Source organism: Paenibacillus sp. GD4, assembly GCF_030846225.1.
Taxonomy (GTDB): Bacteria; Bacillota; Bacilli; order Paenibacillales; family NBRC-103111; genus Paenibacillus_G; species Paenibacillus_G silviterrae.
The window spans coordinates 1,594,877-1,606,447 of record NZ_JAVCYK010000001.1 but is presented as its reverse complement, the minus strand read 5'-3'; the positions used below and the strand labels follow the sequence as shown (position 1 = coordinate 1,606,447).

Here is an 11,571-nt window from a genome sequence, read left to right as displayed (position 1 = left end):
GGACGGTGTACAATAGGAAAAACGGAAGGGACGGTGAGAAGTATGCTTTCAGATGGCAAGCCTAAAGTGGGAGACGCCGTTGTGTTCTATGACGGGGAATGCGGTTTATGCGATAAAGCGGTCCAGTTTATCATCCCGCGCGATCCGCAAGGGCGGTTTCAATTTGCGGCGCTGCAATCGGAGATTGGGGGCAAACTTTTGCGGGAGCATGGTTACGATGAAGCAGACATGAAAACCTTCGTCCTTCTGGAATCGGGGCGTGTGTATACGAGGTCCACGGCGGCACTGCGTGTGGCCCGGCGATTAAACGGCGGCTGGCCGCTGCTCTACGGGTTGGTCATCGTACCGAGGCTTCTTCGTGACGGGGTGTATCACGTAATTGCGAATAACCGCTACCGGTGGTTCGGCAAGGCCGATGCGTGCCGGCTGCCGAAGCCCGGTGAAAGGGGCCGCTTCCTTGACCGTTAGAGCCTGGCGGCCCTTTGCTGCCGTACGCGTGCGCGAAGCAATCGGAAGCGGTAGCGCACCAGAGCGAGGCTCAGGCTCTCCACCGCCAGCAGGAAGCCGATGAGACCGATCAGGGAGACGACGACCGACACTGGAAATACCCAGACCGACGCAGGGTTGGCGAAGAACGGGATTAGGGCGACCGCCATAATCGGAGGTGCCTGCAGATGATATCGGCGCAGAAGATGAATGGTCAGCAAGGCAGTGGCCAGAAAGCCGAGAATGCCGATATCCGAACGGTATAAGAGGCAGCCCATGAACGAAGCGATGCCTGCGCCCATCACGAGCTTGAGCAGATCCTTAAGGGCGTACGTTCGGCTGACGAATAAGTACGAGAAGGCTCCGAGCGTAGGATAAAATAACGGCTTCAGCACCTCAAAGTGCAAGGAGAGCCAGTAAATGAGCAACAGATACAATGAAATCGTTATGGTCTTGGAGTCCATTTCACTTGATCCTTTCCAATCGGTCATTGTTCGAAAACAAACACCAGAAAATCATACATCGGGACCGTTGGATCGTCAATATGTGAATAAGCTGTGATAAACAATTTAGGCAGGGAGCATCCGCATGTGATGCAGATCACCGCTGCTTCCGGTATTGTCCCGGCGGAACGCCGACAAAACGCTTGAACATGCGGATAAAGTTGGAGTAATCGTTGAAGCCGGACTGCTGGCAGGCATCCGTTACATTGCTGCCCTCTTGAAGAAGCTTCTTGGCCCGGGCGATGCGCTTCAGGACGATGTACTCATGGACCGTACTTCCGGTGCTTCGGCGGAAGAGACGGCTCAAGTAATAGCGGTTCATATAAAAGTGGCGCTCCAGCGTCTCGAGTGAAAGATCCTCATCAAGGTGGGAATCGATATAATCGAGCACCGGGCCCAGCTTCTCATGGACATCCGTAGGGACCGTATCCTGCGAGGACTTGTCCGAGTGAAAGCAGCGGTTAATAAGGACGAGCAGCTCGATCATATAAGCGGTCAGCAGCAAGCCGGATTCGCTCTGAGACTCGGGAGACAGCTGTTCTATTTTGTGAAAAATAGCCTGAGCCTCCTCTAACTGCTGATGACTCAGCCGTATGAGATTGGACTCTCCCTGAGGACGGTTGATATAACAATCGAGCAGCGGAAAATCGGACAGCCCTGTCAGCGCCTCCGAGACTGCAGGATCAAAGTGCACAACGATGTTTTCGTAAGTGGCGTTGGAGCGGAAGGTCGCTTTGTGCAGCTCGCGGTTATTCATAATGAGCAGGTCGCCGTAGCGTAGCGGGTATACCTTCTTTTCTATTAAATAATGAACGTCGCCGGACAGGAAGAAATACAATTCGTAGGAATCATGGAGATGGAAATCCATCCGGGGAGGCTGCTCCGTGCGGCGATGGCTGTAATGAAAATACTGATTCTGAATGCGGAAATGCATGGTGCGTCTCCTCCCGGATAAGAAGTCAAAAAAAGCAAGAAACTAAGCAATTGATGCAAGGAATCTGCTCTAATTATACGGCAAGATGAAAAGACAAGCGAGAGCCTTCTTACGTAGGGAAGGTCACTCGACTACTACATTTTTCGGAAGCTGGGTGAAAACGTGAAAAAGCTGGGGATTGCTATCATTGGCTGCGGCGCCATCTCGGGCGTTCATTTGAAAGCGGTGTCGGGATCTAAGCTCGGAGAACTGAAAGCGGTTGTCGACACGAACCTGGAGCTGGCCCAACGGGCGGCAGAGGAATACGGCTGCGATTACTATAGCGATTATCACGAAATGCTGAAGCGCGAGGACGTTGATATCGTGCATATTTGTACGGCGCATTTCCAGCACTCGCCAATGGCTGTTGACGTGTTGAAGGCCGGCAAGCATGTGCTCACAGAGAAGCCGATGGCGGAGAACGACGCGGCAGCCCGGCGTATGCTGGAGGCGGCCGAGCTGTATCCGAACGTGCAGCTTGGCGTTATTTTCCAAAACCGATATAATCCATCCGCCCGGAAGATGAAAGATTACGTTGACTCCGGTGAGCTCGGCAGGCTGCTCGGGATGAAGGGGCTGGTGGCCTGGAGCAGAACGGCAGCCTACTATCAGTCGGAATGGAAGGGCAAGTGGGAAACGGAAGGCGGCGGCGCGCTCATCAATCAATCGATCCATACGCTTGATCTGCTGCAGTGGCTTGGGGGAGATATCGAGTATGTGAAGGGCTCGATCTCCAATGATTCCCTGGAAGGCGTCATTGAGGTAGAGGACTCGGCGCATGCCTACATTGCTTTTAAGAATGGAGCGAAGGCGGTATTTTACGCAACGAACGCTTATATCAAGAACTCGCCCGTAGAGATCGAGGTCGTATTCGAGCGGGGTACGCTGTATCAGCGGGGAGATTACCTATACCTGGAGCAGGACGGCAAGCAAACCCAGCTCTGCGAGCCTGTGGTGAATGATCTTGGAGTCAAATCCTACTGGGGCGTAAGCCATAAAGTCCAAATCGAGGACTTCTATGAGCACATCGCCGAAGGCAGGAAGTTTTGGCTGGACGGCCCGGAGGGCTACAAAGGCTTTCGTCTCGTCATGGACATCTACGATTCCTCCCGAAGCGGGCAGAAGATTTTGTATTGATAGCTATAAAGCGACGCCTCTTTCCTTATCGGGGGGCGTCGCTTTCTACTATGTGCAGGAAATTACTTTCGAAATCGATGATACAGGTAAGAGACTGCAGCACCTAGGATGAACAGAATACTAGCGTTGACCCATAATCCCGATGCCGCTCCCAGAACTGCGGACAGGATCAGAAGAGTCAAGCTGTGAAGTAGGAACCGAACCGTTCTGGCCGAGCTCAGCTTCTGCTCCTCCGGGAGCGGGTACAAGTAAGAGCGTTCAGAATGAAGATACTGGCGCTGCAGCTCCCCCAGTTGAACTGCGGTGATGAACGCGAAGAAGCCCCAGAGAACATAACCGAGGACGCCTCCGCCGCTACATGCTGCCAGCACAGCGCCGAGAATCGTCAGCCTCAGAAGAATGCCGAACGATTCCGACCGAAGAAATACAAGCACATACAGGTAAAGATAGGCCCGATTCGGCCGAAACCCGAGCCACTCAGGCAGGCGGCGCGGCACAGGACGCCGTCTGGCGCGTCCCTGCACGGAAGGGACGTCGATAAATAAATTGAGCAGCCGGTAAAGCACGGTTCGATGGTGACGCGCAAGCTCAATCAGATTCATCCATGGCAGTCGCCGTTCTCCGCGGACCAGGGAAGAGACCGCCAGTAGATAGACGGCGGAACCCCCGGCAACGATCAAAACGCCCCACAGATGGGGAAGCTTCAGCAGACCGTAGGTCAGCAGACCCGCCATGATCCATCGGGCGGCGCCCAGGATGCGTCTGATCCGCGGTTCTGAAGCATGAAGCTCAAGCCACTTGCCGTGAAGCAGCACTTTTTTGAGCACGATCACCATCAGCAATCCAAGGAGAAAATAGCTCTTGATATCGGCATCCGACATCCGAATCAGGCGCCATACGATGAGCCAGCCGGCAGCTGTTGCGAGCGACTGCAGCCAGAACGCCTTCCGCTGGGCAGCACGGAAGTAATCGGCGAGCTCCGCCTCACGCGGCAGCAGGAAGATGATGTCCGGCTTCTGCAGGTAAGTCAGAATCGGCGTGACAGCCAGCACCGGCAGCATAAGAAGAGAGGCCGTCAGCAGCGTAGGAAACTGCGGCGGGATGCTCCCCAGGAGCTGGTCGTACACGTAGGATGACAGGACAATGAGCAGGATGGAGGAAAAGGACAGGCTTTGCAGCGCATATTTTAAGTAAGGAAGGATCTCCCGCATAAAAAGAGAAGATCGATGATGCCAAAGCTTCAATGGATTCATGAGCCAGTCACCAGCCGGAAGAAGACATCATCGAGCGGCGCATTCTCCATTCCTTCTCCGGCGGCTTGGCGAAGCTCCTCCATCCCTCCGCGCGCGATGAGCCGCCCCTGATGAAGCACGAGAAAGCCGTCGCAATACCGCTCAATCGTCGTAAGGATATGGGAGCTGATCAGAATAGCAGCCCCTTCGTCTTTCACCTGGACCATCAGCTCGAGAAGCGAGCGAATGCCGAGCGGGTCGAGCCCCAAGAACGGTTCGTCGATGATATACAGCTCCGGCTTGACCAGGAAGGCGCTCATGATCATGACCTTCTGCTTCATTCCTTTCGAAAGGTGGCCGGGCAGCTGCTTGCGGTGAGGCGTCATCTGGAAGCGCTCCAGCAGCTCTTCGGCGCGTACGGCGGCGACGGAGGGTTCAAGGCCGTAAGCCATGGCCGATAGCTCCATATGCTCCCCTACAGTCAGTTCTTCGTACAGCAGCGGGTTCTCGGGCACGTAAGCATAGGTGCGGCGATACTCTCCGATGCCCTCCTCCAGTAGCCGCTCTTTGAGACGGATCTCTCCGCTATGCGGCCGCATCAGGCCAAGGATGTGCTTGATGGTCGTGCTTTTGCCGGCTCCGTTCAGACCGATCAGTCCGATCATTTGGCCTGCGCCGACCTCGAATGAAATGTCGTGCAGCACCGGACGCTGAAGGCTGTAGCCTCCCGTGATGCGATTCAATTGCAGAAGCTTCTTCATAAGGAATCTCCTTCCGGAGGATAATTTCAAATCATTACCCAATTTGGTGTTGCCATGCCAATCAAAATGGGTTATGTATATATAACAGAACAATGAACCCAGGTGAATCAGGATGATCCTAGTAGATATCCGAACCGAGGATGATATTTATTATGCGCTCCATTGCGTGCGCTTCCTTATGAGGGACGTACCCTTTAACGAAAGCGAGAAGCAGAGCGTTTCGGTTACCGTACTTGAGCTAGCACGCAACATCATTCAGCATGGCGGTGCCAACGGGACCCTTCGCTGTGAATTGACGGAGGACAAGCTCCAGCTTACCTTCACAGATACCGGTTCAGGCATATCGAATCCGGAGGAAATCATGAAAGGTCGGTACCGTTCGGCCAGCGGATTAGGTCTCGGTCTCGCGGGGGCTAAGCGGCTTATGGACGAATTCACTCTGGAATCCTCTACGAAAGGAACCATCATTCATGCTGCGAAACGGATCAATGGAAATCGAAGAAGAACATCAACATGACAGTCATCTATCCAGGCTCGTATCGGTAGGGCAAGTGGCTGCCGGCATCGCTCATGAGGTACGCAATCCGCTTACGGCGGTGAAGGGCTTCCTTCAGCTGCTTCAACAGCAGTCCCCCCACCCGTATCTCGATATCGCGCAGGGGGAGCTGGAGAATGCCATCACCACGCTGCAAAATTTACTTCAGGTGTCGAAGCCGGACTTAGATGATGAACCGACGCAAGAGATTTTTCTGTGTGTAGAGCTGGAATCCATGCTTCAGCTGTTTCAAGATCAGATTTATCGGGTAACGATTAAGAAAGAACTGCACGACGGCGATCAGCCGATCTACGGTAAGAAGAATCAGCTGAAGAAGGCCTTCTTTAATTTACTGAAAAATGCATTCGAAGCCATACCGGACCGTGGTGTTATCACCATAGAGCATGCTATGCGCGACGGGAAAATCCATGTACTGATCCGCGATACCGGGCAAGGCATCCCGGAGGACAAGCTGGAGCTGATCGGGACGCCTTTTTTTACAACCAAAGAACAAGGGACTGGCATGGGACTCGCCCAAGTCTTCTCTACCATATACCAACATCAGGCAACAATTCAAGTTCGCAGCCGACTTGGACAAGGGACGGAGTTTCAGATTGTTTTTCCGATTGTAAGCGGGGCGGAGTGGGGAGTGACAGAAATGGAATTGACTTACATGGAGAACCAGTCGCTAAGAGATTATTTTACGGTGAATCAGGACAAGTTCGACGAATACCTGCTGCGTGAGGCGGTCAATGTCAGGGAGAAGCTCGATGAGATCAATACCAAGAGCAGTATCAATCTGATTGAGAATGCGCATAAGCTGGTGGGCCTTCTTCTGGGAAGGCATGAGCACGAGCTGGTGCAGTTCGCCAAGGACGAGGGAAAGCTGTGGGCTCGCCATTCGCTGACACTGGCCCTCAAGCTGGAATGGCTTCAGGTGTTTCGCAAGGTATTGTGGGATTTCCTGTACCATTACGATTTGCAATGCGGCAAGCCTGCCGACCGGGAAGAGTTTTACCGCCAGGAGCGACGAATCAATGTATCGCTTGATTCCTTCCTCCGTCATTTTTTTATGTCTTATACCCAGTTTAAAGAGGATATACTGCAAGCTCACCGCGAAATGATTGATGATTTGTCCGTGCCGTTGATTCCGCTTGCTCCTACCGTGTCGATTCTTGCCCTGGTCGGGACGATCGATACGTTTCGGGCGAAGAAAATTCAGGAAAAGGTGCTGGCTCAAATCGGTACAACGAAGATCCGCAAGCTGATCATCGACCTGTCCGGTGTCGCATATATGGACACGGCCGTAGTAACGCACTTGTTCCGTATCATCGACGGGATTTCCATGATGGGCTGCCGGGCGGTCGTCACGGGCGTTCGGGCGGAAATTGCCAATACGATGATCAATATGGGGATTACGTTCGCCGACAAGGTTGAGACCAAGGGGAGCCTGGAGCAAGCCCTGGAGGAGTATGGGATGAAAGTGGAAGTATAAGCGTAAGGAAACCGCCGTTCGACGATGCCTTCGGGTTTCGGTCGGGCGGTTTTTTTGTGCGATGGAAAAAGCAAGCAGCCCGCTGCTGGGCGGGCCGCTATCCGAAGGCAGCCTATCCGAAGGCAGCCTATTCGATGGCTGCGAATAAGGCTCCCTCCCGCTCTATAACGGAAAGGCTCTTTAAGCTTGCCGAAGGCACATTCTCACAAGCGCCGGTCTCAAGGTCGAACGTCCAGCCGTGCACCGGACATTCAAAGCAATCGTCCGCGGCCTCCACCCGCGCCCCGGCATGAGGACAGCGGCGGGAGAAGAGACGGTAATCGGCTCCATCCTTTACTAAATAATACGCTTGATTGTCCAGACTCACTTCCGCTGGGAATGAAGTGAAATCCATTACAGCTCCAATACGAGTTTCGGCCATAAGCCTGCTGTGCCCCCTTACAGGAGAAGAGTATACTGCTTTAGCTTCATCATATCATGTCCCGCCGGGAGGACCAAACACAGCAAGAAGACCCGGGCAGGGGGCTGCCGGGTCTTCTTGCTGTGTTATTCGACGGATGGCGTCATCGCTGTGCCGCCTGTGCTTACATAAGAAGCATCGGCGTCGGCAAGTGCCCCTTCCGGCTGCAGGCCGGTAAACTGCTTCTCGCTCTTGGCGATGACCACCGTAGCCACGCTGTTGCCGATCAGGTTCGTGATAGCGCGTGCCTCGGACATGAAGCGGTCTACGCCGAGCAGGAGGGCCATGCCTTCCACAGGAATCGGTGTTCCCGGGATGGCCGTCAGCGTCGCAGCCAAGGTAATGAATCCGGAGCCGGTGACGCCGGCGGCGCCCTTGGAGGTAAGCATCAGAATGCCGAGCACGGTAAGAATTTGAATCCACGTCAGCTCAATGCCGTATGCCTGAGCGATGAAAAGAGCGGCCATCGACAAGTAGATGGAGGTGCCGTCCAGGTTGAACGAGTAGCCCGTCGGCACGACCAGGCCGACTACGGATTTGGAGCAGCCATATTTCTCAAGGCGATCCATCAAGCGCGGCAGGGCGGATTCCGAAGAGGACGTACCGAGCACGAGCAGGATTTCATCCTTGATGAAACGCAGCAGGCTGAACAAGTTAAACTTATAGATTTTCGCAACCGTACCGAGGATCAGCACGATAAAGAGGAACATAGTAAGGTAGGTGGCTGCCATCATTTTACCGAGTGAGAACAGGGAGCCAAGGCCGAACTTCCCGATGGTGTAAGCCATTGCGCCGCCTGCCGCGAACGGGGAGAAACGCATGATGATGCCTACCAGCTTAAAGAATACTTCATTGAGCTTCTCAAAAAATTCGGTAACCGGCTTCCCTTTCGGACCCAGCATGGAAAGAGCGAGACCGAACATGACGGAGAAGAACAGCACCGGAAGCATTTCTCCCTTGGATAGAGCGGCGATAGCGTTATCCGGAATGATACTCATTAAGAAGTCCATAAATCCGTGAGGAGATTCGGCCGCCTGCTTCGTATATTTCGCTACATCGGCCGCCTTGGCGCCAACCTTGCTCGTGTCGATACCGGCGCCCGGCTGTACGATCATCACAACGGCGATGCCGATCGCCATGGCGAAGGTGGTGATGATCTCGAAATACAGCAGCGCTTTACCGCCGATGCGCCCGATTTTCTTCATGTCGCCCATACCGGCGAAGCCGATGACGATCGTGAAGAAGACGATGGGGGCGATGACCATTTTGATCAGCTTAATAAATATGTCGCCTAATACCTTCAATTCCACACCGAAGGCGGGGAAAAACTGTCCGACTAAAATACCGATCGCGATGGCGATGAGCACCTGCACAGTCAAATTTTTCAGGTTGATTCTCACCTGGAATCCCTCCATTTATCTCGTGTTGGTAGTAGCTGCCTGCTTGCGGGCGACGCCGGAATCGTAGGCAGCCTGGATAACGGCCTCGCGGACCTTCTCGACGACCGATTGATTGAATACGCTAGGTATAATGTAATACTCGTTCAGCTCCTCGTCGCTAACGACAGAGGCGATAGCCTTGGCGGCGGCGAGCTTCATTTCCTCGGTGACTCGGGAGGCACGGCAATCGAGAATGCCGCGGAAAATGCCTGGGAAGCAGAGGACGTTGTTAATCTGGTTCGGGTAGTCCGAACGGCCGGTAGCCATAACCCGGACATAAGGCTCGGCTTCCTCCGGCAAAATTTCCGGTGTAGGATTCGCCATCGCGAAAACGATCGGGTCCTTAGCCATGCGCTGAAGATCTGTCGTCTTCAGGACACCCGGACCGGAAACGCCGATGAATACATCCGCGCCGGCAATAACATCCGACAGCTGGCCGGTGAGGCCTTCCGGGTTCGTATGCTCCGCATACCACTGCCATGCGGGATTGTCGTAGGACTGGCCGCTGGAAATTGCACCGGCTTTGTCCACGCCGATCAGGTTGCGGACCCCTGCAGCGAGCAATATCTTCGAGCAGGCGGTGCCGGCGGCGCCGATGCCGCATACGACGATTTTGCAATCCTCGAGCCGCTTGCCGACGAGCTTCACGGCATTCATCAAACCGGCCAGCAGAACTACAGCGGTACCGTGCTGATCATCATGGAAAACAGGGATATCGAGTTCCTCAATCAGCCGCTGCTCGATCTCGAAGCAGCGCGGAGCGGAGATGTCTTCGAGATTAATGCCTCCAAAGGTAGGCGCAAGCGCTTTCACGATGCGGATAATTTCTTCCGTATCCTGTGTGTCGAGGCAAATCGGGAAGGCATCTACGCCGGCAAACTGCTTGAAGAGAACAGCCTTGCCTTCCATAACGGGCATCGCGGCTTCCGGGCCGATATTGCCGAGTCCCAGCACAGCGGAGCCATCGGATACGACGGCGATCGTATTGCGCTTGATCGTCAGGGAATGGGCCCGCGAAGGCTTCTCATGGATCGCCATACATACTCGGGCTACGCCGGGAGTATACACACGCGACAAGTCGTCGCGGTTTTTGATCGGCGTTTTCGGCGTCGTTTCGATTTTGCCGCCGATATGCAGCAGGAAGGTATGGTCCGAGACGTGAAGCACCTTGACGCCGGGAACGGCGTTGACCGCTTGTACGATCAGGTCGGTATGCTTCTGATCATAGACGTTTACGGTAATGTCGCGCACGGTGGTCTCTTTATCGGATCGGTTGACGTCAATTGCAACGATATCGCCGCCGGTTTCCCCGATCGCTGCTGCGATTTGAGCGAAGGATGCGGTTTCTTTATTCAGCTCAAGCCGAAGAATGATACTGGTATGTGCGCCTGATGGAATGGACATGGGGTTCACTTCCTAACCTTGTTCTTTGTCTGTGGACCCATGATATCGCTTTCAAGAGGAGAAGGGAATCATTAGAACATAATGGTTGTTTTGATCATTTTGGTCAGGGGAGAGGAAGAGGAAGGAACTACTGAAGCAGTGGCCGCCGGCTCGGGTTGTATATGAAGTGAGACTGCGCTGCGATACGGGCAAAGCCGCCTGCTGCGAAGCGAGGAGACGAGCGGAACGCTGGACAGCGGAATCATTGCGCCCGGAGGGTACGCGATCAATGGTCCGCAGGGCGTGACCTTTGTCGGCACCGGCTACAGCGAGCCGGTGCTGATTGCCATCGCCTACGCATACGAGCAGGCCACCAAGCATCGGGTGCCGCCGTTTCTTTAAAGGGGCTGTTACCGCCCTGTATACACGTATTTGTTCACAGGGCGGCCCACGCCGTACTGGAGGTCGAGGCGGAAGACGCCGCTTTTCTCCAAATGGTCGAGGTATCGTCTTGCCGTCACGCGGGCGATCCCGACGCCCTCCGCTACTTCCTCAGCCGATAGAGGCGTTCCTTGCTGAACGACGTACTGCACAATCTGCCTTAAAGTGGCTGCTTGCAGTCCCTTAGGCAGATCAGGAAGCAGTGCGGCAGGGTCCTGAGCTGACGGGGGCAAGCTGGGGTAAAGCCCGGTTTTGTCTTTACCCGTACCGGCTTGTCCAAACAGTAAGCGGTCCAGCTCCGTCTGAGATAAGGTGCTTCCCTCCCGGGGCTCCAGTGCCTCCTTTTTGCTCCGGTAGTGCTCGAGCGCCTGCTTTACCCGTTCGAATTTGAACGGCTTAATGATGTAGTCCACCGCTCCCTGATGAAGCATTCGCTGAATTGTCGTCATATCGTTAGCCGCGCTGATCACGATGACATCGACCGCCAGAGCTTCGCTGCGAATTTGCCTGAGCGTCTGTAACCCGTCCAGCACCGGCATGAAGATATCAAGGAACACCAGCTCCGGCTGCTGCCGGCGGACCAGCTCGATTCCTTCGGCGCCGCTTGAGGCGACGCCGACGATCCGGAAGCCTTCCACCTGTTCGACAAACTGGCGGTTGACCTCCTGCACCATCGGGTCATCCTCGATCAAAATCACATCTATCGTTCGCATAGCTTGGTTTCCT

12 protein-coding genes and 1 pseudogene are annotated in these 11,571 nt (G+C 54.5%); 5 read left to right on the top strand and 8 right to left on the bottom strand.

Going from position 1 to position 11,571, the window contains the following annotated elements:
- Positions 1-66 precede the first annotated feature (66 nt).
- The gene (locus RAC89_RS07580) at positions 67-468 is read left to right on the top strand and encodes a thiol-disulfide oxidoreductase DCC family protein (RefSeq protein WP_306612780.1); all 402 of its coding nucleotides are present in this window, start codon (positions 67-69) and stop codon (positions 466-468) included.
- On the opposite strand, the gene RAC89_RS07575 is transcribed toward RAC89_RS07580, so the two are convergent.
- A complete protein-coding gene (locus tag RAC89_RS07575; protein ID WP_284641648.1) occupies positions 465-977 on the bottom strand; it encodes a hypothetical protein in 513 nt (170 codons plus the stop codon). The two genes, RAC89_RS07580 and RAC89_RS07575, sit on opposite strands and share 4 nt — an antisense overlap.
- Positions 978-1,086: 109 nt before the next feature.
- Positions 1,087-1,923 (bottom strand): helix-turn-helix domain-containing protein, encoded by an 837-nt coding sequence (locus RAC89_RS07570; RefSeq protein WP_306612779.1) that lies wholly within the window; start codon positions 1,921-1,923, stop codon positions 1,087-1,089.
- A 162-nt stretch (positions 1,924-2,085) separates the two neighbouring features.
- Between RAC89_RS07570 and RAC89_RS07565 the strand changes: the two genes are divergently transcribed.
- A complete protein-coding gene (locus RAC89_RS07565; RefSeq protein ID WP_306612778.1) occupies positions 2,086-3,099 on the top strand; it encodes a Gfo/Idh/MocA family protein in 1,014 nt (337 codons plus the stop codon).
- Between the two features lie 62 nt (positions 3,100-3,161).
- Here the strand turns inward: RAC89_RS07565 and RAC89_RS07560 are convergent, their stop codons facing one another.
- Together RAC89_RS07560 and RAC89_RS07555 are read right to left on the bottom strand one after the other, a co-directional pair.
- Positions 3,162-4,352: an ABC transporter permease gene (locus tag RAC89_RS07560; protein WP_306612777.1), complete on the bottom strand. Its 1,191-nt coding sequence runs from the start codon at positions 4,350-4,352 to the stop codon at positions 3,162-3,164.
- Positions 4,349-5,092, bottom strand: a complete 744-nt coding sequence (locus tag RAC89_RS07555; RefSeq protein WP_306612776.1) for an ABC transporter ATP-binding protein — start codon at positions 5,090-5,092, stop codon at positions 4,349-4,351. The genes RAC89_RS07560 and RAC89_RS07555 overlap by 4 nt, the downstream gene beginning before the upstream one ends.
- A 112-nt stretch (positions 5,093-5,204) precedes the next feature.
- On the opposite strand from RAC89_RS07555, the gene RAC89_RS07550 reads away from it, so the two are divergent.
- Both RAC89_RS07550 and RAC89_RS07545 read left to right on the top strand, forming a co-directional pair.
- The gene (locus RAC89_RS07550; protein WP_306612775.1) at positions 5,205-5,609 is read left to right on the top strand and encodes an ATP-binding protein; all 405 of its coding nucleotides are present in this window, start codon (positions 5,205-5,207) and stop codon (positions 5,607-5,609) included.
- The gene (locus tag RAC89_RS07545) at positions 5,581-7,122 is read left to right on the top strand and encodes an ATP-binding protein (protein ID WP_306612774.1); all 1,542 of its coding nucleotides are present in this window, start codon (positions 5,581-5,583) and stop codon (positions 7,120-7,122) included. Before RAC89_RS07550 ends, RAC89_RS07545 begins: the two co-directional genes overlap by 29 nt.
- Positions 7,123-7,249: 127 nt before the next feature.
- Here RAC89_RS07545 and RAC89_RS07540 read toward each other — a convergent pair whose 3' ends face one another.
- The 3 genes from RAC89_RS07540 to RAC89_RS07530 all read right to left on the bottom strand — a co-directional run bounded on the left by RAC89_RS07540 (position 7,250) and on the right by RAC89_RS07530 (position 10,425).
- Complete coding sequence (locus RAC89_RS07540; RefSeq protein ID WP_306612773.1) at positions 7,250-7,543, bottom strand: Rieske (2Fe-2S) protein; 294 nt, start codon at positions 7,541-7,543, stop codon at positions 7,250-7,252.
- 125 nt (positions 7,544-7,668) lie between these two features.
- The gene (locus tag RAC89_RS07535; RefSeq protein ID WP_306612772.1) at positions 7,669-8,982 is read right to left on the bottom strand and encodes a dicarboxylate/amino acid:cation symporter; all 1,314 of its coding nucleotides are present in this window, start codon (positions 8,980-8,982) and stop codon (positions 7,669-7,671) included.
- 15 nt (positions 8,983-8,997) lie between these two features.
- A complete protein-coding gene (locus tag RAC89_RS07530; RefSeq protein ID WP_306612771.1) occupies positions 8,998-10,425 on the bottom strand; it encodes an NAD-dependent malic enzyme in 1,428 nt (475 codons plus the stop codon).
- 222 nt (positions 10,426-10,647) lie between these two features.
- Between RAC89_RS07530 and RAC89_RS31645 the strand changes: the two are divergent.
- Positions 10,648-10,806, top strand: a pseudogene (locus tag RAC89_RS31645) (amidase); the annotation flags it as partial.
- A gap of 8 nt (positions 10,807-10,814) precedes the next feature.
- Here RAC89_RS31645 and RAC89_RS07525 read toward each other — a convergent pair.
- Complete coding sequence (locus tag RAC89_RS07525; RefSeq protein ID WP_306612770.1) at positions 10,815-11,558, bottom strand: response regulator; 744 nt, start codon at positions 11,556-11,558, stop codon at positions 10,815-10,817.
- Between the last annotated feature and the right edge of the window lie 13 nt (positions 11,559-11,571).

Coding starts and splice junctions, on each gene's coding strand:
- RAC89_RS07575 (WP_284641648.1), bottom strand. CDS start 977: ATGACCGATTGGAAAGGATCAAGTGAAATGGACTCCAAGACCATAACG.
- RAC89_RS07570 (WP_306612779.1), bottom strand. CDS start 1,923: ATGCATTTCCGCATTCAGAATCAGTATTTTCATTACAGCCATCGCCGC.
- RAC89_RS07560 (WP_306612777.1), bottom strand. CDS start 4,352: ATGAATCCATTGAAGCTTTGGCATCATCGATCTTCTCTTTTTATGCGG.
- RAC89_RS07555 (WP_306612776.1), bottom strand. CDS start 5,092: ATGAAGAAGCTTCTGCAATTGAATCGCATCACGGGAGGCTACAGCCTT.
- RAC89_RS07550 (WP_306612775.1), top strand. CDS start 5,205: ATGATCCTAGTAGATATCCGAACCGAGGATGATATTTATTATGCGCTC.
- RAC89_RS07545 (WP_306612774.1), top strand. CDS start 5,581: ATGGAAATCGAAGAAGAACATCAACATGACAGTCATCTATCCAGGCTC.
- RAC89_RS07540 (WP_306612773.1), bottom strand. CDS start 7,543: ATGGCCGAAACTCGTATTGGAGCTGTAATGGATTTCACTTCATTCCCA.
- RAC89_RS07530 (WP_306612771.1), bottom strand. CDS start 10,425: ATGTCCATTCCATCAGGCGCACATACCAGTATCATTCTTCGGCTTGAG.
- RAC89_RS07525 (WP_306612770.1), bottom strand. CDS start 11,558: ATGCGAACGATAGATGTGATTTTGATCGAGGATGACCCGATGGTGCAG.